The organism is Lysobacter sp. Soil_C_59 (genome assembly GCF_057656415.1).
The window spans coordinates 211691-235629 of the sequence record NZ_JBDGKK010000005.1 but is presented as its reverse complement, the minus strand read 5'-3'; the positions used below and the strand labels follow the sequence as shown (position 1 = coordinate 235629).

Sequence of the window (23939 nt, the reverse complement as noted above, 5' to 3'; positions counted from 1 at the left end):
ACGCCGGCGGGCCGATACTGCAAACCCACGGCCGGACCGCAGTTCAGGCGTCTGGTCCGGAACCGGGGTCTGGCCGGCCGTCAGTCCCCTTTTCGGGCGAGGGACGCCATGCGCTGGGCATCGGCCAGGATCCCGCGCAGGATCCGCACCTCGCGCGAGTCCAGCGCCGCCCGCAGGTACAGCCGGCGCAGCTTGCGCATGGCCGACTCCGGGGCCCGGCCCTTGTGGAAGTCGATCGCGTCGAGGGTGTCGCCTAGCTGGGCGAAAAAGCCTTCCATCTCGGCATGCGATGCCGGCGGTTCGCGCCGTTCCGGACCTTCGCCGTCTGCCGCGACCGGGGCAGCCGCGGCCAGCACGGCCAGGCGCAGCTCGTAGCTGAGCACCTGCACGGCGGCGGCCAGGTTGAGGGAGCTGTAGTCCGGATTGGCCGGGATATGGACCGAGGCGTGGCACAGCTGCAGCTCGTCATTGCTCAGGCCAGTGCGCTCGCGACCGAACACCAGCGCGACTTCGGCGCCGGCCGCCGCCTCGCCGACCGCGCGGGCGGCGGCATCGCGCGGCAGCAGCTCTTCCAGCGCGACGCGCCGGCTGCGCGCCGTGCAGCCCAGCACCAGCCGGCAATCGGCCACGGCCTCGGCCAGGGTCGCGCAGGTGGTGGCGCCGGCCAGGACGTCGTCGGCGCCGGCGGCCAGGGCGTAGGACTCGACGCTGGGCGCCTTCTCCGGCGCCACCAGCACCAGTCGCGTCAGCCCCATCGTCTTCATCGCGCGCGCCGCCGAGCCGATGTTGCCGGGGTGCTGGGTGCCGACGAGCACGATGCGCAGGCGATCGGCGGGGCCGGGAACGTGGTTGGACGGTGAGGGGACAGGGTCGGACACGGTTTTCGTTTCGGAAGTCACGGCCTGCAATGGTAAACTCCGCGCCCCGGCCCCGAGCCGGTCCGCTCTTTGCCGCCGCCAGTCCGTCCCCCACCTCCCCCTACGAGGCCGCTTGCCATGCAGAAACCCGCCGTCACCCTCATGGTCAAGGCCGCCCGCGCCGCCGGCAACGTGCTGCTGCGGCACATGAACAAGCTCGATGCGCTCAACGTGGTCGAGAAGGACCGGATGGACTATGCCAGTGAAGTCGACAGCCTGGCCGAGAAAGAGATCATCAAGGAATTCCGCCGCGCGACCCCCGACTACGCCATCCTGGGCGAGGAAAGCGGTCCGATCGGCAACAGCCGTTTCACGTGGGTCATCGATCCGCTCGACGGCACCAGCAACTACCTGCACGGCATCCCGCATTTCTGCGTGTCGATCGCCCTGGTCGAGAACGGCGAGCCGGTCCACGGCGTGATCTTCGATCCGCTGCGCAACGAGCTGTTCACCACCAGCCGCGGCAGTGGCGCCACGCTCAACGACCGCAAGATCCGCGTCGCCGACCGCAAGGACCTCAACGGTGCGATGCTGATCACCGGCTTCCCGCCGCGTGAGCGCGCCCGCACCAGCGCCCACCTCAAGTGCATCGACACGCTGCTGACCGAGGCCGAGGACATCCGCCGCACGGGTTCGGCCGCGCTCGACCTGGCCTACGTCGCTTGCGGTCGCGCCGATGCTTACTTCGAGGCCGGCGTGAAGCCGTGGGACATCGCCGCAGGCGCGCTGCTGGTGCGCGAGGCAGGCGGCAAGGTCGTCGATTTCCGCGGCCGCAGCACCGGGCCGATGGACACCCGGGGCCAGATGCCGCGCCAGCTGGTCGCCGGCAACCTGAAGATCTGCGACGCGCTGCAGAGCAAGATCGTCAACACGGGGTATGCGTCGGCGTTCGACTGATTCAGCCAGCACTGACGCCAGGAGAGCCGCGCATTGCGCGGCTTTTTTTGTGCCCTTTCCGTCATCCCGGCGAACGCCGGGATCCAGGCCTGCACCGCACGAGCTCCCTCACCGTCATCCCGGCGAACGCCGGGATCCATCTTGACCTGGTTGCCAGGGCCTATCGTCTGCGGAGCGGCGGCAGCGATCGAAGGAGCAACGTCGCTGGGTTCCCGCCTTCGCGGGAACGACGATCGGCAAAGACCGGGCAATGAAATGCCGAAGCGTCGTCCGCCGGGTCGGGGATTGCGGAGCAGCGGGACATGGATGTCCCGCGCCCCGACTAAAGCCAGGATGGCGTCTGGAGGGGCGGAGCAATCCCCGGCGCGGCGGACGACGCCGCTCCGAAGGCAGAAAGCCCTGACAGCAACGTCAAGATGGATCACGGCAGTCGCCGGGATGACGGGCAAAGAAAAAGGCCGCGCAATGCGCGGCCTTTTCCGTCAAACCACAGCAGCCGTTACGGGCGGCGAGCCAGTGCCGCCTCGTCCTTGGCCTTCGGCATCAGGTCTTGCTTGGTGACCTTCAGGAAGCCGATGGTCAACAGCGGGCAGGCCACGAAGATCGACGACAGCGTGCCGATGATGATGCCGATCATCTGCGACTCGGCCATGCCTTCCAGCGAACCGCCACCGTAGAGGTACAGCGCGAACACGGTCAGGAATGCCACGAACGACGTGATCACCGTACGCGACAGCGTCTGGTTGATCGACTTGTTGAGGATCTCCTCCGGCGAAGCGCGCATCGAACGGAAGTTCTCGCGGACGCGGTCGAACACCACGATCGTGTCGTTGATCGAGAAGCCCATCACCGACAGCACGCCGGCGAGCACCGTCAGGTCGAACTCGTGGCCACTGAGCGCAAACCAGCCCGTCACCACCACCACGTCGTGCAGCGTGGTCAGCACGGCCGCGATCGCGAACTTCTTCTCGAAGCGGAACGAAATGTAGATCAGGAAGCCGACGACCACGAAGATCAGCGCCCACAGACCATTGATCGCCAGGTCCTTGCCGACCTGCGGACCGACCACCTCGCTGCGCAGCACCTTGCCCGGGTTGTCCTCGAACGCCAGCGCGTTCTGCACGTCGCTGGCGGTCGTGTTGCCCTTGTCCTCGGCACCGGCCGCAGCCTGCTTGGGCTGCAGGCGGATCAGCAGATCGTTGCCGCTGCCGAAGGACTGCACCTGGGCGCCTTCATAGCCGGCGCGGTCGAGGCGCTCGCGGACGTCATCGACGTCGACGGGCTTCTCGAAACGCATCTCGGTGACGGCGCCGCCAGTGAAGTCGAGGGCGAAGTTGAAGCCCTTGACGAACATGCCGCCGACGGCGACCAGCAGCATCGCCAGGGCGACGCCCAGCGACAGCCAGCGCAAGCGGATGAAGTTGATGTTGCTGTCGTAGGGGAAGACGTTGAACGGTTTCATTTTCGTGATCTTCCCGTCAGATCCAGATCGACTTGATCTTGCGGCGACCGCCGTAGATCAGGGTGGCAATGGCGCGCGAGACGCCCACCGCGGTGTACATCGAAGTCGCGATACCGACGATCAGCGACACGGCGAAGCCCTTGACCGGGCCGGTGCCGAACGCGAACAGGGCGACACCGGCGAGGATGGCGGTGAGGTTGGCGTCGGCGATGGTGCCCGATGCGCGCGCGTAGCCTTCGGCGATGGCAGTCTGCGGAGGCAGCCCCAACCTGAGCTCCTCGCGTATGCGTTCGTTGATCAGCACGTTGGCGTCGACCGACATGCCCACCGTCAGCGCGATGCCGGCCAGGCCAGGCAAGGTCAGGGTGGCGTTGAACAGCGACATCACCGCGATCAGCATCAGCATGTTCAGCAGCAGCGCCAGGCAGGTGATGATGCCGAACACGCGGTAGTAGAACAGGAAGAACGCCAGCGCAAAGGCGAACGAATACATCACCGCGGTCAGGCCGCGCTCGATGTTCTCGCGACCCAGGCTCGGGCCGACGATGCGCTCTTCGATGAAGTCCATCGGCGCGGCCAGCGAACCCGAACGCAGCAGCAGGGCCAGGTCGGCGGCTTCCTTGGAGCTGTCCAGGCCGGTGGTCTGGAACTCCTTGCCGAACACGCCGTTGATGTTGGCCACCGAGATCACTTCCTCGTTGATCTTGGTCGTGCGCACTTCCTTGCCGTCGACCATGCGCACCTCGGGGATGCGCTCGATGTAGACCACGGCCATCGGCTTGCCGACGTGCTCGGTGGTGTAGTCGAACATGCGCTGGCCGCCGACGCCGTTCAGGCGCACCGAGACCGCCGGGGTGCCGGTCTGCGGGTCCATCATCGAGGTCGCGCCGACCAGCTGGTCACCGGAGGCGATCACGCGCTTGTTGAGCAGCACCGGCATCGGCTTGCCGTCCGGGCCCAGCTCGCGGCGGTAGTACACGCGCGCGCCGGCCGGCACGGTGCCGGTGGAGACGGCGTCATACGGATTGCCCTCGACCACGCCGCGATATTCCAGCGTGGCGGTGGCACCGAGGATGCGCTTGGCCTGCGCCGTGTCCTGCACGCCCGGCAGCTGCACGACGATGCGGTCGCTGCCCTGGCGCTGGATGATCGGTTCCGACACGCCCAGCGCGTTGATGCGGTTGCGCAGCGTGCCGACGTTCTGTTCGATCGCCTCCACCGCCATGCGCTGCATCTCGGCTTCCGAGATCTGCACCGTCAGGGTGTTGCCCTGCACGTCGAGCAGCAGGTTCGGCTGGCTCTTGGCGATCTCGACGCGTGCCTTCTCGGCATCGGCGGGGCTGGCCAGCGTGGCGACGATTGAATTGGCGCCGCGACGCTCGACCGACTCGTACAGGACTCGACCATCGCGCAGGCTCACGCGCACGTCTTCGGCAGTGGCGTCCATGCGCTTGTCGAGGGCGGCCTTCTGGTCGACCTGCATCAGGAAGTGCACGCCACCCTGGAGATCCAGGCCCAGCAGCATGGGTTTTGCGCCGATCTTCTCGAGCCAGTTCGGCACGGTCGAGGCAAGGTTCAGCGCAACCACGTAGTTGCTGCCGAGCTTCTCGCGCAGGACGTCGTTGGCCTTGATCTGCTGGTCGGGGTTGCTCAGGCGCACTAGCAGGTTGCCGTTGTCGAGTTCGACCGACTTGGGCGCGACCCCGCCTTGCTTGAGCATGGTGCTGACCTGTGCACTAAGCGCCGGATCGATCTTGGCGCCGCGGCTGGCCGTGACCTGCACGGAGGGATCCTGCGGATAGATGTTCGGCAACGCATACAGAGCGCTGAGCAACAGAACAATCAGGATGACGAAGTATTTCCAGCGCGCGTAAGTCAGCATCTAGAGCCCCTGCGGCGGCCACCCCGGCCGCCGTATGTCAAATTCTTCTGGAGACGGCTTACGCCGACTTCAAGGTGCCCTTCGGCAGCACGTTGGCGATGGCGCCCTTCTGCACGCGGATGCGCACGTTGTCGGCGATCTCGACCGTGATGAAGTTCTCGCCGATATCGCTCACCGTGCCGGCGATGCCGCCGTTGGTGATGACTTCGTCGCCCTTGGTCAGCTTCTCGAGCATCGCGCGATGCTCCTTCTGGCGCTTCATCTGCGGACGGATCATCAGGAAGTACATGACGCCGATCAGCAGGATCGGGAACAGCAGCGACATGCCGAAGCCGCTACCGCCGGCCGGAGCGGCCGCCTGGGCGTAGGCGGGGGATACCACGAGATCAAGCAGGTTCATGACGATTGTCCTGGATCGAAAAATAGCGGGGGATTATGCCACGGGGCGGGGCCCTGCCCCGCGACCCCTCCCCCCCTCCCTGGCCGCCTGCGGCGGCCGTCCCTCTCCCACAAGGGGAGAGGGTGAAGCGCTGCCCCTTCTCCCCTTGTGGGAGAAGGTGCCCCGAAGGGGCGGATGAGGGGTGCTCTTGCTCTGCCTTGCCCCTAAACCGGCTCGGCAGCCCTTGCGGCGTAGAAAGACTCGCGGAAGGCCGAAAAGGTTCCCTGGGCGATCGCATCGCGCATCTGCGCCATCAGGCGCTGGTAGTAGCGCAGGTTGTGCAGGGTGCCCAGCATCGGCGCCAGCATCTCGTTGCAGCGGTCCAGGTGGCGCAGGTAACTGCGGCTGAAACCGTTGCGGCAGGCGTAGCAGTCGCAGCCTTCCTCGATCGGGCGCAGGTCGCGCTCGTACTTGGCGTTGCGCACGCGGACTGTGCCGAAACTGGTGAAGTAGTGGCCGTTGCGGGCGTTGCGGGTCGGCATGACGCAATCGAACATGTCGATGCCGCGGGCGACACCCTCGACCAGGTCCTCCGGCCGCCCCACCCCCATCAGGTAGCGCGGGCGGTCGGCCGGCAGCTGCGGGCAGGTGTGCTCGAGCATGTGGTTGCGCTCGGCCTCCGGCTCGCCGACGGCGAGGCCGCCGATCGCGTAGCCGTCGAATCCGATCGCCTTGAGCCCTTCGGCCGAACGGTCGCGCAGCGCCGGGTGGACGCCGCCCTGGACGATGCCGAACAGCGCCGCGTCGTTGCCCTCGTGCGCCTTCTTCGAGCGCTCGGCCCAGCGCAGGCTCAGCTCCATCGACTTGCGCGCGACTTCTTCGGTAGCCGGGTACGGCGTGCACTCGTCGAAGATCATCACCACGTCCGAGTCGAGCACCTTCTGGATGTGCATGCTCTCTTCGGGACCAAGGAAGACCTTGCTGCCGTCGGTCGGCGCGGCGAAGGTCACGCCCTGCTCGGTGATCTTGCGCTTGTGCGCCAGCGAGAACACCTGGAAGCCGCCGGAGTCGGTCAGGATCGGCCCGCTCCAGCGGCCGAAGCCGTGCAGGCCGCCGTGGTCGCCGATCACGTCCAGGCCCGGGCGCAGATACAGATGGAAGGTGTTGCCCAGGATGATCTCGGCGCCCAGCTCACGGATCTGCTCGGGCATCACGCCCTTGACCGAACCGTAGGTGCCGACCGGCATGAACGCCGGCGTCTCCACCGTGCCACGCGGGAAGGTCAGGCGGCCGCGGCGTGCAGCGCCGTCGGTGGCGAGCAGGTCGAACGACATGCGGCTCATGCGGAGTGCTCCGTTGCGGTCTGCTCCGGATAAAGCAGCATCGCGTCGCCGTAAGAGAAGAAGCGGTAGCGCGAGGCGATCGCGTGGTCGTAGGCGGCGAACATGCGCGCCTTGCCGGCGAAGGCGGATACCAGCATCAGCAGGGTGCTCTCGGGCAAGTGGAAGTTGGTGATCAGCGCGTCGACCGAACGGATCCGGTAGCCCGGCAGGATGAACAAGCGGGTTTCGCCGGCGTACGGCTGCAGTTCGCGCTCGCCGGCGTCGTTGCTGCGCATCGCGCTTTCCAGCGCGCGCACCACCGTCGTGCCGACCGCGATCACGCGACCGCCGCCGGCGCGCGTGCGCTGGATCTGCTCGATCAGCGCGGCACCGACGTTGAGCCATTCGCTGTGCATCACATGCTGGCCCAGGTCATCCACGCGCACCGGCTGGAACGTGCCGGCGCCGACATGCAGGGTGACATGGCCGAACTGCACGCCACGCTCGCTCAGATGTTGCAGCAACGCCTCATCGAAGTGCAGGCCGGCGGTGGGCGCGGCAACCGCGCCGACCTCGCGCGCGAACACGGTCTGGTAGCGGGTGTCGTCGTCGCTGCCGGCTTCGCGCTGGATGTACGGCGGCAACGGCAGGCGGCCGGCGTGCAGCAGCCACTGCTCGAGCGATTCGGGCACATCGAAGCGCAGGCGATAGAACTCGCCGTCGCGGCCGAGCACCTCGGCTTCGCCGCCGGCATCGAGCACGATCTTCGCGCCGGCCTTGGGCGACTTGCTCACGCCCAATTGCGCACGCACTTCGTGGCCGCCCAGCAGGCGCTCGATCAGGATCTCGACGCGTCCGCCGCTGGTCTTCTGGCCATACAGGCGCGCCGGGATCACGCGGGTGTCGTTGAACACCAGCAGGTCGCCAGGGGCCAGCAGGTCAGGCAGGTCGCGGAAGATGCGGTCCTGGAACTCGAAGGTGGCCGTCGGTGGCACCACCAGCAGGCGGCTGGCCGAGCGCTCGGGCAAGGGCGCCTGCGCGATCAGTTCGGGCGGCAGGTCGTAATGGAAATCGGATTTCTTCAAGGCGGGGGGCTGGCTGGCGGCTTGACTGGCCGCAGGACGGGGCATTGTAAGAGGTTCCGGTGCGCAGGCCGGCCATCCGCACAATCCCCCCCACGTCATCCCGGCGGAAGCCGGGATCCAGCGCCGTCACGCTGGACGGCGCGCTAGACACCGGGTACTGCCGGGGTTGAGGGCCTGGATCCCGGCCTTCGCCGGGATGACGGTCATTACCGCTCGAACTTGGCCGACAGGATGATCGCCGAGGTGGTCCGCTCGACCCCGTCGATCGCGCCGATCCGGTCGGTCAGCTCGTCCATCGCCTCCACCGTCGGCACCACGCCCAGCGCGATCAGGTCGAACGGCCCGCTGACCGAATGCAGCGCGCGCACCTCCGGCATCCCGTGCAGGACCGTCACCACCGAGGCCATCTGCTTGGGCAGCACGGTCACCATGATGTGGGCGCGGATATGGCCGCGCTCGGCCTCGTCGTGGACGCGGACGGTGTAGCCGTCGATCACGCCCTGCCGTTCCAGGCGCTCGATGCGGCTGTGGACCGTGGTCCGCGACAGCTTCAGGCGGCGGGCGATGTCGGCCGTGGAGGCCCGCGCGTTCTCGCGCAGGACCGAGAGCAGCTGCTGGTCGGCGTCGGTAATCTTCATGTCGCCCAAATTGTTCGTCGTATCGACGATATTGTCCAGTAATTCGTACAAATCAGCACTGTCTACCGACGAATTATTCCAGATAATAGGGAGATTGCGTACCGACAGGAGAAAGACCATGGCCGTCCTCGACCGCCTCGCCCCCTTGCGCGCCCACAAGGGCCTTCGTCGCACCCAGGGCCTGGACGACGCCACGATCACCCGCTTCGCCGCCAGCCACGCCGAGCTGATCGAAGCGATCGAAGCGGCCGACCAGGAGTACCAGCGCCTGAAGGACGACTTCGCCGAGCTGCTCGACCTCGACGAGGACGCGCAGATCCAGGCCGTGCTGGCCGGCTACATCAATTTCTACCCGGACGACGCGGTCAATCCGTACGTCGCCCTGGCCGCGCGCGGCCCGTGGGTGGTCACGCTCAAGGGCGCCGTGCTGCACGACTCCGGCGGCTACGGCATGCTCGGTTTCGGCCACGCGCCCAAGTCGGTGATCGCGGCGATGGCCAAGCCGCAGGCGATGGCCAACATCATGACGCCGTCGCTGTCGCAGCTGCGCTTCGACCGCGCGCTGCGCGCCGCCATTGGCGCCGGCCGCGGTGGCTGTCCGTACGAGAAGTTCCTGTGCCTGAACTCCGGTTCGGAGTCGGTCTCGCTGGCCTCGCGCATCGCCGACGTCAACACCAAGCTGATGACCGACCCGGGTGGTCGCCACGCCGGCCGCGCGATCAAGCGCGTCGTGGTCAAGGGCAGCTTCCATGGCCGCACCGAGCGCCCGGCGCTGTACTCGGACTCCTCGCGCAAGACCTACATGCAGCACCTGGCCAGCTTCCGCGGCGAGGACACCCTGCTGACCGTCGAGCCGTATGACGTCGACGCGCTCAAGAAGATCTTCGCCGACGCCGACGCCAATGGCTGGTTCATCGAGGCGATGTTCCTCGAGCCGGTGATGGGCGAAGGCGACCCGGGTCGCGGCGTGCCGCCGGCGTTCTACGCCGCCGCGCGCGAGCTCACCCGCGCCCACGGCTCACTGCTGCTGGTCGACTCGATCCAGGCCGGCCTGCGCGCGCACGGCGTGCTGTCGGTCATCGACTACCCGGGCTTCGAGCAGATGGATCCGCCGGACATGGAGACCTACTCCAAGGCGCTCAACGCCGGCCAGTACCCGCTGTCGGTGCTTGCCGTCGGCAAGCGCGCGGCCGAACTCTACAAGAAGGGCCTGTACGGCAACACGATGACCAGCAACCCGCGCGCGCTCGATGTCGCCTGCGCCGTGCTGGAGCAGGTGACCCCTGCCCTGCAGGAGAACATCCGCGCCCGTGGCGCCGAGGCGCTGGAGAAGCTCGAGAAGCTCAAGGGCGAGCTCGGTGGAATGATCACCAAGGTCCAGGGCACCGGACTGCTGTTCTCGTGCGAGCTGGCACCGCAGTTCAAGTGCTATGGCACGCGCTCGACCGAAGAGTGGCTGCGCGAGCGTGGCATCGGCGTGATCCACGGCGGCGCCAATTCGCTGCGCTTCACCCCGACGTTCACCATCACCAGCGAGGAAATCGATCTGCTGGTGGCGATGGTGGCGAAGGCGCTGAAGGAAGGGCCGCGGGCCGAGCAGGCCGTGGCGGCGTAACTACCTCTCCCTGGCGCCGCCCCCCCTCTCCCTGGCGCTGCGCGCCTGTCCCTCTCCCACGAGGGGAGAGGGCAACGCGGATCCTTCGAACGCTACCTGCCCTCCCCCAAACAACGGTAGAGCTTGAAGCATCCGCGTTACCCTCTCCCCTTGTGGGAGAGGGACGACCGCGAACGCGGTCAGGGAGAGGGGGAACGCGGTCAGGGAGAGGGGGCTTTGCAATCCCGCAGCGACAACGCCCGCGCAATATCCCGCCAATCAAACGCCGCCACCGCCTGGTCGTCATCGACCGCGTAGAACACGCCCTGCGGGAAGCGCGTGCTCGCACTCTGGTCCAGCCACACGCCATCGGTGTTGGCGGTCCTGCCACCGGCAAACGCACCCACATGCTCCAGCGTGTCGCGATCGAACACATGGAACAGGCTGCGATCCTTGAACTGGTCGGTGGCAATCCAGTAACCGCTGCCATCGGCGCAGCGCGCCAGCGCCATGCCCTCGGCCTGCGCCTTGAACAGCCCGACACCGATGTCGCGGCCACGGTACTGGCCATCGAGGCCGTACTCGCGGATACGCGTGCCGATGGCGACATCCTCTTCGGCCACGAGCAGGCGATCGTTGCCGACATCGCCGAACACCGATTCGGCGATGCGGATCGCCCCGGCCTCACCGGTGTCGCCGAACACACCCATCAGCCGCGCCTGCCAGCCACCCGGCACGCGCCGTAGCTGGTAGCGCTTGAAGCGTTCGCCCAGCTGCGCCAGCGGCGGCGGCAGGTCCTCGTTCTGCGGCGACATGTAGTTGTCGCTGACGATCACCTCATAGCTGTCCTTCTGCGCCCGCACCCACAGGCCGTACGGCTGTTTGAGGTCGTCGCCGCCGAACACCAGCAGCGGCTTGAGGTCGGGCAACTGGAACATCTGCACGCGGTGGTTGTCGCGCTCTACCACCAGTGCATAGCTGTCGATCACGGCGATGCCATTGGGACGCTGCATCTGTCCCAGCGCAGTGCCGGGGCCGCCGACGCTGCGGACCGACTTGCCGCTGTCGCCGTCATAGACCACCAGCTTGTCGGTGGCCTTGCCGGTGGCGACCAGCCAGCGCTTGCCGTCCGCCGATCGCCAGCTGGCCGGCGAGTCGATGTTGTCGGCCGGCGTGGCGGCGGTGACGAACGCTTCGGCCACCACCTTGTGCGGCACGCCCGCCTGGCTCAGCAGCGGATCGACTTCCGCGGTCTTCTCATCGGGTTCTGGCTCGTGGCCATTGCGCGGCGGCGCCGGCGCGGTGGTCGCGCACGCGGTGAGCGCGAGGACGAGTGCGAACGTGGTCAGGCGTGATGTCACGGATCCCCCGGAAGATGGAATGCAAACCTCGACTTTCTACGGGGTCATTGTGACGGTGTCGTTGCACCTCGCACCAATACCTCGTTTGGCCGAAGTGCAGTTTCGCTGTCACGTTTCCGCCATCCCCGCCACGTACAAATCGCGGTTTGTTTGCCGCCGTCTTGCATGGGGATGCAGATCGAATGAAACGAAACCTCCTGTCGCGCGCCCTGTCGCGTGCATTGCTTGTTGCCGTGCTGGCGCCTGCCAGCTTCGCCGCCTCCGCCGATGACGGTGGCGATCCGGCACCGGATCCGAAGCAGCTCGACGCCGTCGTCGTCCAGGCCGACATCGCCTACCGCAACCGCACCGACGCCATTGCGCCGGTGCTGTCCTACGACCTGGAATACTTCCAGCGCTTCGAGCCGCTCACCGTGGGCGACATGCTCAAGCGCGTGCCCAGCGTCGCCTTCGTCTCCGACGTGCTGGAGTACGACGGTGCACAGCTGCGCGGCCTGGATCCGGGCTATACGCAGATCCTGATCAACGGCAAGAAGGTACCCGGTGCCGGCAACGACCGCTCCTTCTTCGTCGACCGCATCCCGGCCGAACTGGTCGAGCGCATCGAGATCGTCCGCAGCGCCAGCGCCAACCGCTCCGGCGACGCCGTGGCCGGCGCGCTCAACATCGTCCTGCGCGATGCCTACGAGTTCGACGGCAACTACGTCCGCGGCGGCGTCATGCACTTCGACGACGGCAAGTACAAGAACACCTACGGCGCGGTCAGCAGCGTCGAAGTCGGCGGTGGCCGCCTGCTCGGCGGCTTCAATGTGCAGGGACGCTACAACCCGAAGGTCAAGCGCAGCGACCGCTTCGAGGAGCCGGGCGGCGATTTCGTCGACCGCGAGGACCAGGCCGACACCCGCGACGGCACCGACTACTCGGCCAACGCGTCCTACACCCACGACATCGGAAGCGGCCGCCTGTCGCTGGACGGCTTCTACGTGCGCACCGACCGCGACGAGACCGAGCATTCGCTGGAGTACAACGACCCGACCAGCACCAGCCGCGGCAACCGGCTGTCGGTCAACGACCAGTTCGAGAACATCAAGCAGGACAACTGGTCGTTCGGTGCCAACTACGAGTTCGACATGCTCGGTGGCCGCACCGAGCTCGACCTCGACTACGCCCGCTTCGACGACGACACCGTGTCGACCGAAGAAGAGACCGGCTACGACGACGAGGACACGCCGCCGTCGTTCGACGACCGCGAAGGCACACGCACGCTAAGCGACATCCGCGACGACGAGCTCGGCTTCAAGGCCGCGCACAAGCGCGGGTTCGGCAACGCCAGGGTCGAGTTCGGCGTCGACTACCTCGACAAGCAGCGCGACACGGGCCTGCAGATCGCCGAGGTCGAATCCGACGACGAGGACGTCGCCCTGCCGGCCTATGAAGACTTCGATGGCATGGCCAGTCGGATCGACGAGACCCGCATCGACCCGTACCTGATGTTCTCGGGCGCCTCCGGTGCACTCGCCTGGGAAGCCGGCCTGCGTTACGAGACGACCGACGTGGACGTCCGTGCCGATGACACCGCCGCCTCCAACGACTACTCGACCCTGCTGCCGTCCGCGCACCTGAAGTGGGACCTGACCGCCGACGACCGCATCAGCCTGTCGCTGGCGCGCACCGTGCGTCGCCCCAACTTCGACCAGATCCTGCCGCTGACGCTGGAAGAGGAGTTCGGCGACAACGACTTCGTCGGCAACCCGCTGCTCGAACCCGAGCGCGCCTGGGGCCTGGACCTGGGCTACGAGCGTCGCCTGGGCCAGCGCGGCGTGTTCGGCGTCAACGCGTTCTACCGCGACATCCAGGACCTGATCGAGACGGTCAACACCGGCGAACCGAGCTCGACCGCGCTGGGCGACTTCGAGGACGAGGTCGAGGAGTTCCTCGACGAGAATCCCGGCGCCAACGAGAACACGCCGGGCTATCCGCCGTTCGATCCGGACAGCTTCGTCTACACCGCGCGCAACGTCGGCGACGGTTACGTCTACGGCATCGAGTTCGACCTGTCGACGCCGCTGACCGTGCTCGGCCTGCCCGACACCGGCGTGTTCGTGAACTACTCGTGGCTGGACAGCTCGGTCGACGACGAGTTCGGCGAGCGCCGTTTCAACAACCAGGCCAGGTACGTCTACAACGTCGGCTTCATCCAGAACCTCCCCGACTGGGGCGTCTCGTTCGGTGCCAGCTACCGCCGCCAGGGCGATGCCTACTCGCGCATCGTCAGCGAGGAAGTCACCACGAGCTACGACGGCGACCTGGAGGTGTTCGTCGAGAAGCGCTTCGGCGATCGCATGTCGGTGCGCCTGACCGGCTCGAACCTGCTCGATGCCTCCAAGGACGAAGCCTTCAACAAGTTCGACAACGCCGCCGACCAGGTCGATCGCGACTTCGACGAGTACGAACTGGAGCGCGAGAAAGCCGGCCCGGTGTTCCAGCTGATCGCGCGCTTCTCGTTCTGACGCCGCCTACATTCGCGCCAGCACCAGGTGCGAATGCATGGGCACCACGACCTGGCCGTCGCGGATCTGATCGCGGAGTGCGTCGGCCATGCGTACTTCAGCCGCTCGGGTCAGGTCCGCGCGGGCCCGGTCATCCAGGTGCTGGGTGGCCGGGTTCGCCGCGGCGATGACATCCACTTCCATCGCCACGAAGCTGGCCGGATCGGGGAACACCGCCGGCATGGCCCGCGCCTGGATGGAGATGTCGCGGAAACCCGCGTCGCGCAGCAGGTGTTCGATCTCCGCGCCGTCGCCAAGTTCGAAGGGCGCAGCCAGCGCAGGTATGCCCATCAGCTCCATCAGCACGTCGTTGAACCGCGACCAGAACGGGTGGTGATCGAGCCCTCGCCACACCGCCAGCGCGAGGCGGCCGTCGTCGCGCAGCACGCGTCGCGCCTCGCCCAGTGCCGCGGCGCGATCGGGGACGAATTGCAGGCCGTGCTGGCACAGCGCCAGGTCGAATTCGGCCTCGGCGAACGGCAGCACTTCCAGCCGCCCCTGCTTCCATTCGATGTCGAGCCCTTCCAGCGCACCCTGGACCTGCGCCACGCCGAGCATGTCGGGGTTGAGGTCGACGCCGACCACTCGCCCGTCCGGTGCCACCCGCGGCGCGGCCAGGCGCGCGACGATGCCGGTGCCGCAGGCCAAGTCGAGCAGGTGCTCACCCGGCGCCGGTTGCGCCAGGTCGAGCAGCGCGCCGACCCAGGGCCGGAACAGCACCGGGACCATCTCGCGTTCGTAGGTGACGGCAGGATTGCTCATGGGGCTCCTTCGGCGCTCCTTGCCGGACGCCTCGATATTCGGCCGTCCATGCGGACGGGAACGTGTAGGCGCCCGGGCTCCGGCCTGGCATGCCAGGCGCGCCCGGCTGCGCTAGGCTTGCGCGATGAAAATCATCGAAGTCCGCCACCCGCTGGTGCAGCACAAGCTTGGCCTGATGCGCCTGGCCGGCATCAGCACCAAGGAATTCCGCGAACTCGCCTCCGAGGTGGCCACGCTGCTCACCTACGAGGCCACCGCCGACCTGGAGACCGAGGAAGTCATGGTCGAGGGCTGGGCCGGGCCGGTGAAGACGCGCCGCATCAAGGGCGCGAAGGTGACCCTGGTGCCGATCCTGCGCGCCGGCCTGGGCATGCTGCCGGGCGTGCTCGAGCTGATTCCCGCCGCCAAGGTTGGCGTGGTCGGCCTGCAGCGCGATGAGCGCACGCTGGAGCCGGTCGGCTACTACGAAAAACTCACCGGTCGCATGGACGAGCGTACTGCGCTGATCCTCGATCCGATGCTGGCCACCGGCGGCACGCTGGTCGCCACCGTCGACATGCTCAAGGCGGCGGGCTGCAAGCGCATCAAGGGACTGTTCCTGGTCGCGGCGCCGGAAGGGCTGCGCGTGCTCGAGAGTCGCCACCCGGATGTCGAGGTGTATACCGCCTCGATCGACGACCGCCTCAACGACGTCGGCTACATCCTGCCGGGCCTGGGCGACGCCGGCGACAAGATCTTCGGCACGCGGCACAACGGCTGACGATGCCCGTCTTCCCCGCGAAGGTGGGGATGACGGTGTACTAGCCGCGCCTGCGTCGCACGCGCCGCCACACCAGCGCAGCGCCGAGCAGCATCGCCGCCGCGCCCAGCAACCACGGCAACAGCCTCTGGTCCGTTCCCGGCGGCAACTCAACGACCGTGGATGCACGCTCCGCACTCAATGCCTGCGCGGCCGCTTCCGGCGACAGCACCCAGCGTTCACCGCGAAGTTCCACCTTTCCTTCCAGCGGCGGCAGGCTCAGCTCGCGCCAGGTGATGCGGATGTCGCCGATCTGCGGATCGAGCGGATTCTCGGCGCTGCCCAGGCCGTCGCCTTCGGGTTGGAACGACGCCGCCAGGTTCGCCGGCAAGCGCGAGAAGTTGGGTCGGAACACGCGCCATTGGCCCAGCGTCTGCAGCACCGCAAGGTCGATCGGCTTGCCTTCCAGCGTCGCGTCGTCGGACCACCAGCGTCGGTTTTCCAACGGCAACCTCTTCGGATTGGCGTGCCCGGGCGCGAAGTGCGACGAGTCGATCGCAGCCGTGTTCCAGACGCGCGCGTAGGCGTCTCGGTTGGCACGCCACTGGTACATCTCGACCTTTCGATCCAGGCCGAAGCTGCGCGTACCAACGCCGAAATCCCGGTCGCGCAACGCCTTGCCGGCTTGCGGCGGATCGAGCGAATCATCGACAACCGCAGGCTGCGCCCATGCCTTGCTGCAGCACGCCGCGGCCATGGCGAGCGTGCAGGCCAGCGACAGCCAGGCCGTCGCTCCGGGCCGCGTCATGCGCCCAGCGCCCTCGCCTGCAGTTCGGCCACCTCGTGGGTCGTGCCGAATTTGCCCTTGTCGTCCTGGGTGACCTGCGCCAGCGCGCACTGCGGATCGTGGGTAAAGAACAGATGCACGTTACGGCGCAGCTTGTCGGCGAGGAAGGCCTTCTTCTCGTCGATCAGCAACTCGGCGTTGCGGTCGTAACCCATCGTGATCGGCACGTGCACCCAGGGGCGTCCCGGGATCAGGTCGGCGCAGAACACCACGCCACCGTGCGTCTCGCCGTCGACCTGGTCGGGGCCGACGATCTCGGCCAGCATCAGTCCCGGCGTATGGCCGTCGCTGTAGTGGAAACGCACCGTCTTGCCGAGCGTGCGCGAGTACTCGCCATCGACCAGTTCGAGGCGACCGGTAGCTTCGAGCAGTCCGGGCAGTTCCGGAATGAAGCTGGCGCGGTCGCGCGGATGCGGATGCAGCGCGCGCTCGTAATGCTCGCGACCGACGACATAGGTCGCGTTCGGGAACAGCAGCTTGGGCGCCTCGCCTTCCTTCCACGGCGCGAGCAGTCCGCCGGCATGATCGAAGTGCAGGTGCGACAGCACCACCACGTCGACATCCTCCGGGGCGAAGCCTGCCGCTGCCAGCGACTGCACCAGCACGTGCTGGTCTTCGACCACGCCGTAGCGCTCGCGCAGCTTCGGCTCGAAGAACGCACCGATGCCGGTTTCGAACAGCACGGTCTTGCCGGCAAGCGGGCTGGCGAGCAGCGCCCGGCAGGCCAGTTCGATACGGTTTTGCTCGTCGGGCGCGGACCACTTGGCCCACATCGCGCGCGGCGCGTTGCCGAACATCGCGCCGCCATCGAGCTTCTGGCTGTTGCCGAGTATTGACCAGAGTTTCATGGGACTAGGGTAACTCCCCTCGCGTTAGGTTCGCGATATCGCAATCTGGCGATGCATGGGCTCAGCGCCCCTCGACGGCGCCCTTGCCCACCGGGTTGCGCGGATCCGTGCCGGCTTCCAGCACGTTGCTTCGCTTGTCCCAGGACACCGTCTGCAGGTTGCCCCAGGTGTTTTCGCCGGCATTGACCTTGTGCCCCATCGCTTCCAGCGCGGTCACCGTCTGCGCGTCCAGCGTGCCCTTCTCGGCGGAAATCACGTCCGGCATCCACTGGTGGTGGATGCGCGGCAATGCGGCAACTTCCTGCGCGCCCAGGCCGGCGTCGTAGCCGAGGATGCCCAGCAGCACTTCGGTGATGATGCGGCTGCCACCGGGCGCGCCGATCACGGCCAGCTTGTCCTTGGATTCGATGAAGCTCGGCGTCATCGAGCTGAGCATGCGCTTGCCCGCTGCCGGCGCGTTGGCGGCGAAGCCCATCACACCGAACGCATTCGGCGTGCCCGGACGCAGGGCGAAGTCGTCCATCTCGTTGTTGAGCAGCACGCCGGTACCCGGCGCGACCATGCCCGAGCCATACAGCAGGTTCACGGTCTGCGTGGTCGAGACGCGGTTGCCGGCGGCATCGATGATCGAGAAGTGCGTGGTTTCGTCGTCTTCCAGCGGTGCCGGCTGGCCCGGCAGCAGATCGCTGGGCGTGGCCTTCTCCGGGTGGATCGTCGCGCGCAGCCCGGCGGCGTAGTCGGCGCTGGTCAGTCGCGACAGCGGCATCTTCACGAAGTCCGGATCGCCCAGGTAGATCGTGCGGTCGCGGAAGGCGCGACGCATGACCTCGGTGATCAGGTGGGTGCGGTGCGCCTGGTCGAGCTTGGACAGATCCCAGCCCGACAGCATCTGCAGCATCTCCGCCAGCGCCACGCCACCCGACGACGGCGGCGGTGCGGTGGTGACGGTCCAGTCGCGGTACTGGAAGTGCAGCGGCTCGCGTTCCTTGACGCGATAGCCCGCCAGTTCGTCAGCGCGCCATTGCCCGCCTTCTTCCTTCACCGCAGCCAGCAACTTGGCGGCCACTTCACCGCGATAGAAGCCATCGAACCCCTTGTCGGCCAGCAACTCCAGCGTGCGCGCCAAGTCGGGTTGCTTGAGGATTTCGCCGGCCTTGACCGGGCTGCCGTCGGCCAGGAACACCTCGCGCGTGCCGCGGTAACGTTCCATGACTTCGCGACGGCTGCCATAACCACGTTCCAGTCGCGGGTACACCTCGAAGCCTTCGCGCGCGATGCGGATCGCAGGCGCCAGCGTCGTCTTCAGCGGCAAGCGGCCGTACTTGCCCGAGACATGCACCAGCGCTGCAGGCAGGCCCGGGATTCCGGCCGACCACGGGCCGTTGGTGGCGCGGTCGCGGTTGAGTTCGCCCTTGTCGTCGAGGTAAGCGGCTGGCGTCGCCGCGGCCACCGCGGTCTCGCGTGCATCGACGAAGACATCCTTGCCGCTCTTCGCATCGTGCAACAGGAAGAAACCGCCGCCGCCGATGCCCGAGCTGATCGGCTCGACCACGGCCAGCGTGGCCGACACCGCGACCGCGGCGTCGAAGGCATTGCCGCCGGCGCGGATCATCTCCATGCCGGCATCGGTGGCCAGCGCGTGGGCACTGGCGATCGCGACACCCGGCGGATGGCCGGCAGGCCTGGCGGCTTTCTGCGCTGCATGAAGCGGCAGCGTCGCGGTGAGCAGGAGACCGGCGGACAACACACTGGCGCTCACCAGCGCACGCAACGCTTGACGCATCATTTCAGCTCCTGCTGCAGGCGCGCGAGCTTGGCCAGCAACTGTTCGTTGGTTTCCGGGTGGTCCGCATCGGGGTCGATGCACTCGACGGGACAGACGACCACGCACTGGGGTTCGTCGAAATGGCCGACGCATTCGGTGCAGCGCGCCGGATCGATCACGTAGATGGTCTCGCCCTGCGAAATCGCCTGGTTCGGACAGGCCGGTTCGCAGACATCGCAGTTGACGCAGAGCTCGTTGATCTTGAGGGACATGGGGGACTCAGGCCGACGGCGGGGGGAAACTCATTCCATCAGGCCATTGATTTCTCGTCGTTCCCGCGAAGGCGGGAACCCAAGGACGCTGGCTCTTGATATGCGTGCCGTTGACGGCAAAAGCAACGTCCTTGGATCCCCGCCTTCGCGGGGATGACGTTCCGGCAAAGGCGTGGCCGCTAATGCGGCCACGCGCCGGAACGTCACTTGGCTTCGATGAACTCGTACTTGGCGCCCGACGGCTCGACGGCAGCCTTGACGCGCTCGCTGTCGGCGCTGGCGCCGATGAACATCACGCGCACGCCCTTCATCGTGCCTGCCTGGGCCTGGGCGAACGAGGCGATCGCCAGGTCAGCCGACTTGGCCGAGTTCTGCGAGCCGAAAGCCAGCAGCGTGCCCTCGACGCCACCGCGGGCGACGTCGCCCTGCGCCTTCTCGAGCTGGCGTGCGTACTCGCCCTCGAAGTCGGCACCGGTCGGGTCCGGCAGGGTGTACAGGTAAACGTTGGTGGCGCCTTCTATGTTGCGCTTGACCACTTCGGTCAGATAGGTGTCCCAGGCAGCGCCTTCGTTGGTGGTCGGCGCGACCAGCGGCGCTTCGACGACGGCGGGCTTGTCTTCGCCCTTGTTGCAGGCAACCAGCAGCGGCATCGACAGGCAGGCAAGCAGCAGCAGGCGGGTGGTGGTCTTCATCGGGGTCCCCTTCGGTGACTATTGGTGTGTTGAGTAACGGTGGAACTGGTGGAGGTTCTGGATGCTTTGAGCGCGTCCGCGCGGACGCCGTCGCGGATCAACGGTGGTTGCGTTGCCATTGCGCCTGCAACGCTGCGGCTACCGCCGGCGGCACGAAACCCGAGACATCGCCGCCCAGGCGGGAGATCTCGCGCACCAGCGAAGAGGAAATGAAGCCGTACTGCTCGGCAGGTGTCAGGAACAGCGTCTCGACTTCCGGGATCAGATGGCGGTTCATGCTGGCCAGCTGGAACTCGTACTCGAAGTCCGACACCGCGCGCAGACCGCGCAGCAGCACGCCCCCGCCGACCTGGTCGACGAAGTGCGCGAGCAGGCTGTCGAAGCCGCGGACCTCGACATTGGCGTGGTGGGCGACCGCCTTGCGCGCCAGCTCGACCCGCAGGTCCAGCGGCAGCGCCGGGCTCTTGCCCGGGCTTTCGGCGACACCGATGATCAGCCGCTCGAACAGCGGCGCTGCGCGGTCGACCAGGTCGATATGGCCGTTGGTGATCGGGTCGAAGGTGCCGGGGTATACGGCGATTCGGTTTCGGGCCACGGTCATTCGGTCGTCGACAGGTGGCCGAAGTGTAACAGCGGCTCAAAACCGGGTGGCGCCGGCAGCCCCGGCCCGCCTGCGACACAGCATTCCGTCGCCCCTACCCCTGCGACGAGGTCCGCCTATATCCGCCTGTAGAGGGCAAAACGCACCTCGCGCGTCCGTCCTTCCCGGTGCAGGCGCCAGTCCGGCGGCAATTGCGGCGCTGCGTCATGCGGCGCCTCGATGTACAGCCAGGCATCGGGCCCGAGCGTGGCCACCACCAGCGGCAGTGCCTTGTCCCACAGGCCGGCGGCGAAGGGCGGATCGAGGAACGCCAGGTCGAAACCCGCTCCCGCCTGCCCTGCCAGCCAGGAAAGCGAGTCGCCCTGGACGACGGTCGCCGCCTCCCCGCCGGGCAGGCGTGCCGCCAGATCGCGCAAGGCATTGGCCAGGCCGGCGTCGCGCTCGACCAGCACCGCACTGGCGGCACCGCGCGAAAGCGCCTCCATGCCCAGCGCGCCGCTGCCGGCAAACACATCAAGGACGCGGGCGCCGGGCAGCATCGGCATCAACCAGTTGAACAGGGTCTCGCGGACGCGGTCCGAAGTCGGCCGCAGGCCGTCGACGGCCGGCACGGTCAGCCGCGTACCGCGCCAGCGTCCACCGATCAGGCGCACCTTCCCCGCGGCCGTGGCGGCAGGCATCGTGGCGGTGCCGGGAAGGCGTCGGGGCGGTTTGTTCATCGGGGTCGGGAGGGGGCCGGTGCTAGCATGTGTGCATTCTCGCGCATTCCCCCATTGCCCTCGATGCTCAGTTTTTTCCGCCGCAAGAAACCCCAGACTCCAGCCGAAGCGGCAAAGCCGGGCGCCAGCGAGGGCGCCTACAGCATCGAGGAACTCGCCGCGGCATTCCCGGCGCCGCTCGAAGCCGAGGCGACTGAGGCCGAACCGGTCGTCGAGCCGCCGCAGCCCGAGCGCCGCGAACCCGAGCCCGTACCGGCCGAGATCATCGCCGCCGCACTGGACGTCGAGCCAGTCCAGACCCGGGCCGTCGAGCCGGAACCGCAGCCTTCGCTTCCGCCCGAAGCCGCCCTGGCTACCCATCCCATCGTCGCCCCTGCCGCGCCGGGCAAGACCGGCTGGCGCGAGCGCCTGCGCGGCAGCAGCTTCGCGCGCAGCTTCAGCGGCCTGTTCTCGCGCAATCCCAAGCTCGACGACGACCTGCTCGACGAGATCGAAACCGCGCTGATCACCGCCGACGTCGGCGTCGGCGCGACCACCGAGCTGATCGAGTCGCTGCGCAAGCGCATGAAGGCGCGCGAGTTCGCCGATGCCCGCGCATTGCTGGCGGCGTTGCGCGCTGACCTGCTGGCGATGCTGCAACCCGTCGCGCAGCCGCTGCAGATCGACACCAATGCCAAGCCCTTCGTGCTGCTCACCGTCGGCGTCAACGGCGTCGGCAAGACCACCACGATCGGCAAGCTCGCCAAGCGCTTCAAGGACGAGAACCGCCCGCTGATGCTGGCCGCCGGCGACACCTTCCGCGCCGCCGCCGTCGCCCAGCTGCAAGCCTGGGGCGATCGCAACGGCGTGCCGGTGGTCGCCCAGGGCCAGAACGCCGACGCCGCGTCGGTCGCCTTCGATGCCCTGCAGGCGGCCAAGGCGCGCGGCACGCAGGTGCTGATCGCAGACACTGCCGGCCGCCTGCACACCCAGCAGGGCCTGATGGCCGAATTGGGCAAGATCAAGCGTGTGATCCAGAAGATCGACGTCAACGCACCGCACGAGGTCCTGATGGTGATCGATGGCACCACCGGACAGAACGCCCTCTCGCAGCTGCGCCAGTTCCATGCCGCGGTCGGCGTGACGGGACTGGTCGTGACCAAGCTCGACGGCACCGCCAAGGGTGGCGTGGTGTTCGCGCTCGCACGCGAGTTCGGCATTCCGATCCGCTTCGCCGGAATCGGTGAGCGTCCCGAGGACCTGCGCGTGTTCGACGCCGAAGCCTTCGTCGACGCCCTGCTGCCCGGGTCGCTCGGCGCCTGACGCGGCCGACGCCACCCATGGCCACGCCGGAACCCGCCATCCCGCGTCGCCTTTTGCGCCGCCGCAATGTCTTCCTGATCGCGCTGGTTGTCGCGTTCGCGCTGCTCGTGCTCGCATTGCGCTGGGTCGGGCAACCCAGCCGTGTCGCCGGATTGATCCTCTCCCAGGCAGGCGATGCCCTCGGCCTGGAGATCACCGCCGCCGGCGCCAGCGAGTACCGCCTGCGCGGCACGCCGATGCTGCTGCTACGTGATGTCGTCGCCCGCCAGCCCGGCGCGCCCACGCCACTGCTGCGCGCCGAGCGCATCCAGCTCGAATTACCCTGGGCCACCATCCGCGCCGCCGGTGACGACCTGACGGTCCGCCGCATCGAGCTGGACGCGCCGCAACTGGACCTCGCGGCACTGCAGCGCTGGCAGGCCACGCGTCCTCCATCGAAGACGCGCATCCCCACCCTCACCGACGGCATGCGCCTGCAGCGTGGCCGCGTCATCGGCGACGGCTGGTCGGTCGATGCGCTCGACATCGACCTGCCCGCGCTATATCCCGACCGCGCACTGAGCGCTCACCTGCGCGGACGTTTCATCAGCGGCACGCTCGCCGCGCCCTTCGACCTCGATGCAGCGCTGACCCGCTTCGCCGCCAACGCCGGCCTTGGCCTTAGCGGCGATGTCGGCGTCGAATCACCTCCGTGGTCGCTGCCGATGCGGCTGACGTTGTCCGGGCGCGTGCGCGATGGCGACGATGGCATGGGCGTCGACGTGATCCGTCTTGGCGCGGTCGCGCGCTACCGCAACGGCGAGACCGAACTGCCATTCGTGTTCGGACTGGCTGGCCCGCTGCGCCTGCGTTCGGGTGAAGTGACGATGACACCGCTCGGCGTTGCCCTGCGCGGGCGCGACGCCATGCCGAGCTTTCATGCGCGTGGCGGTTTCGCATTTGGCGACGCGTTGGCGTTGCGCCTCGACGGCATGATCGCCGACTGGCCGAAGGCCTGGCCGGCATTGCCGGAACCGATGGAGTCATCGGTGTCGGCACTTCCTTTCAAGTACGAATATCGAGGCCGCACCGACTTGTCCGACACCAGCGCGCTGCAGCTGCAGCGCGACGCCACCCGCTTCGACGGACACTTCCGCGTGCCTGAAATGCTGACGTGGATCGATGGCATCGACCAGGGAACGCCGCTGCCACCCTTGGCCGGGCATCTGTCGACGCCGAAGCTGGAGATTGCCGGCGGTACGCTGGAAGGCGTCGAAGTCGATTTCGCCCCGTCGCCCGGCGAGGCGATGACGCCGTGAGCACGACG

The 23939-nt window shown here is 67.6% G+C and carries 22 protein-coding genes; 6 read left to right on the top strand and 16 right to left on the bottom strand.

Features of this window, described 5'->3' with window-relative positions:
- Positions 1-80 precede the first annotated feature (80 nt).
- Positions 81-878: an RNA methyltransferase gene (locus AC3A3Q_RS12420; protein ID WP_487586544.1), complete on the bottom strand. Its 798-nt coding sequence runs from the start codon at positions 876-878 to the stop codon at positions 81-83.
- Between the two features lie 117 nt (positions 879-995).
- On the opposite strand from AC3A3Q_RS12420, the gene AC3A3Q_RS12415 reads away from it, so the two are divergent.
- Complete coding sequence (locus AC3A3Q_RS12415; RefSeq protein ID WP_200604482.1) at positions 996-1814, top strand: inositol monophosphatase family protein; 819 nt, start codon at positions 996-998, stop codon at positions 1812-1814.
- A 499-nt stretch (positions 1815-2313) separates the two neighbouring features.
- Here the strand turns inward: AC3A3Q_RS12415 and secF are convergent, their stop codons facing one another.
- The 6 genes from secF to AC3A3Q_RS12385 all read right to left on the bottom strand — a co-directional run bounded on the left by secF (position 2314) and on the right by AC3A3Q_RS12385 (position 8582).
- Positions 2314-3276 (bottom strand): protein translocase subunit SecF, encoded by a 963-nt coding sequence (gene secF / locus AC3A3Q_RS12410; protein ID WP_487586543.1) that lies wholly within the window; start codon positions 3274-3276, stop codon positions 2314-2316.
- Between the two features lie 16 nt (positions 3277-3292).
- A complete protein-coding gene (gene secD / locus AC3A3Q_RS12405) occupies positions 3293-5158 on the bottom strand; it encodes a protein translocase subunit SecD (protein ID WP_487586542.1) in 1866 nt (621 codons plus the stop codon).
- 58 nt (positions 5159-5216) lie between these two features.
- Positions 5217-5558 carry a preprotein translocase subunit YajC gene (gene yajC, locus AC3A3Q_RS12400; protein WP_487586541.1) on the bottom strand — a complete coding sequence of 114 codons (342 nt, stop codon included), beginning with the start codon at positions 5556-5558 and terminating at the stop codon, positions 5217-5219.
- A gap of 203 nt (positions 5559-5761) precedes the next feature.
- Entirely contained in the window at positions 5762-6880 is a 1119-nt protein-coding gene (tgt, locus tag AC3A3Q_RS12395) for a tRNA guanosine(34) transglycosylase Tgt (RefSeq protein WP_487586540.1), read from the bottom strand.
- Positions 6877-7944, bottom strand: a complete 1068-nt coding sequence (gene queA, locus AC3A3Q_RS12390) for a tRNA preQ1(34) S-adenosylmethionine ribosyltransferase-isomerase QueA (RefSeq protein ID WP_487586539.1) — start codon at positions 7942-7944, stop codon at positions 6877-6879. The genes tgt and queA overlap by 4 nt, the downstream gene beginning before the upstream one ends.
- Before the next feature lie 206 nt (positions 7945-8150).
- Positions 8151-8582, bottom strand: coding sequence for an Lrp/AsnC family transcriptional regulator (locus tag AC3A3Q_RS12385; RefSeq protein ID WP_200606279.1), 432 nt, complete (start codon positions 8580-8582; stop codon positions 8151-8153).
- A 118-nt stretch (positions 8583-8700) separates the two neighbouring features.
- On the opposite strand from AC3A3Q_RS12385, the gene AC3A3Q_RS12380 reads away from it, so the two are divergent.
- On the top strand, positions 8701-10197 hold the full coding sequence (locus tag AC3A3Q_RS12380; protein WP_487586538.1) for an aminotransferase class III-fold pyridoxal phosphate-dependent enzyme: 1497 nt from the start codon (positions 8701-8703) through the stop codon (positions 10195-10197).
- A gap of 200 nt (positions 10198-10397) precedes the next feature.
- Here the strand turns inward: AC3A3Q_RS12380 and AC3A3Q_RS12375 are convergent, their stop codons facing one another.
- On the bottom strand, positions 10398-11537 hold the full coding sequence (locus tag AC3A3Q_RS12375) for a phytase (RefSeq protein WP_487586537.1): 1140 nt from the start codon (positions 11535-11537) through the stop codon (positions 10398-10400).
- Between the two features lie 182 nt (positions 11538-11719).
- Here AC3A3Q_RS12375 and AC3A3Q_RS12370 point away from each other — a divergent pair, with 182 nt between their 5' ends.
- Positions 11720-14047 (top strand): TonB-dependent receptor plug domain-containing protein, encoded by a 2328-nt coding sequence (locus AC3A3Q_RS12370; RefSeq protein ID WP_487586536.1) that lies wholly within the window; start codon positions 11720-11722, stop codon positions 14045-14047.
- 6 nt (positions 14048-14053) lie between these two features.
- Here the strand turns inward: AC3A3Q_RS12370 and AC3A3Q_RS12365 are convergent, their stop codons facing one another.
- Complete coding sequence (locus tag AC3A3Q_RS12365) at positions 14054-14848, bottom strand: class I SAM-dependent methyltransferase (protein ID WP_487586535.1); 795 nt, start codon at positions 14846-14848, stop codon at positions 14054-14056.
- A 124-nt stretch (positions 14849-14972) separates the two neighbouring features.
- Between AC3A3Q_RS12365 and upp the strand changes: the two genes are divergently transcribed.
- The gene (gene upp / locus AC3A3Q_RS12360; RefSeq protein WP_200604473.1) at positions 14973-15608 is read left to right on the top strand and encodes a uracil phosphoribosyltransferase; all 636 of its coding nucleotides are present in this window, start codon (positions 14973-14975) and stop codon (positions 15606-15608) included.
- A gap of 40 nt (positions 15609-15648) precedes the next feature.
- Here upp and AC3A3Q_RS12355 read toward each other — a convergent pair whose 3' ends face one another.
- The 7 genes from AC3A3Q_RS12355 to rsmD form a co-directional block, all read right to left on the bottom strand.
- A complete protein-coding gene (locus tag AC3A3Q_RS12355) occupies positions 15649-16395 on the bottom strand; it encodes a TMEM43 family protein (RefSeq protein WP_487586534.1) in 747 nt (248 codons plus the stop codon).
- Positions 16392-17282, bottom strand: a complete 891-nt coding sequence (locus AC3A3Q_RS12350) for an MBL fold metallo-hydrolase (protein ID WP_487586533.1) — start codon at positions 17280-17282, stop codon at positions 16392-16394. The genes AC3A3Q_RS12355 and AC3A3Q_RS12350 overlap by 4 nt, the downstream gene beginning before the upstream one ends.
- 61 nt (positions 17283-17343) lie before the next feature.
- Positions 17344-19065 (bottom strand): gamma-glutamyltransferase, encoded by a 1722-nt coding sequence (gene ggt, locus AC3A3Q_RS12345; RefSeq protein ID WP_487586532.1) that lies wholly within the window; start codon positions 19063-19065, stop codon positions 17344-17346.
- Positions 19065-19319, bottom strand: a complete 255-nt coding sequence (locus AC3A3Q_RS12340) for a YfhL family 4Fe-4S dicluster ferredoxin (RefSeq protein WP_200604469.1) — start codon at positions 19317-19319, stop codon at positions 19065-19067. The genes ggt and AC3A3Q_RS12340 overlap by 1 nt, the downstream gene beginning before the upstream one ends.
- Before the next feature lie 203 nt (positions 19320-19522).
- On the bottom strand, positions 19523-20011 hold the full coding sequence (locus tag AC3A3Q_RS12335) for a hypothetical protein (RefSeq protein WP_487586531.1): 489 nt from the start codon (positions 20009-20011) through the stop codon (positions 19523-19525).
- Positions 20012-20108: 97 nt separating this feature from the next.
- Positions 20109-20612, bottom strand: coding sequence for a pantetheine-phosphate adenylyltransferase (gene coaD / locus AC3A3Q_RS12330; RefSeq protein ID WP_158733222.1), 504 nt, complete (start codon positions 20610-20612; stop codon positions 20109-20111).
- A 116-nt stretch (positions 20613-20728) separates the two neighbouring features.
- Positions 20729-21331 carry a 16S rRNA (guanine(966)-N(2))-methyltransferase RsmD gene (rsmD, locus tag AC3A3Q_RS12325; RefSeq protein ID WP_487586530.1) on the bottom strand — a complete coding sequence of 201 codons (603 nt, stop codon included), beginning with the start codon at positions 21329-21331 and terminating at the stop codon, positions 20729-20731.
- A 63-nt stretch (positions 21332-21394) separates the two neighbouring features.
- Here rsmD and ftsY point away from each other — a divergent pair, with 63 nt between their 5' ends.
- Positions 21395-22633, top strand: coding sequence for a signal recognition particle-docking protein FtsY (gene ftsY, locus AC3A3Q_RS12320; protein WP_487586529.1), 1239 nt, complete (start codon positions 21395-21397; stop codon positions 22631-22633).
- Positions 22634-22650: 17 nt separating this feature from the next.
- Entirely contained in the window at positions 22651-23931 is a 1281-nt protein-coding gene (locus AC3A3Q_RS12315) for an AsmA family protein (protein WP_487586528.1), read from the top strand.
- Positions 23932-23939: the final 8 nt, after the last annotated feature.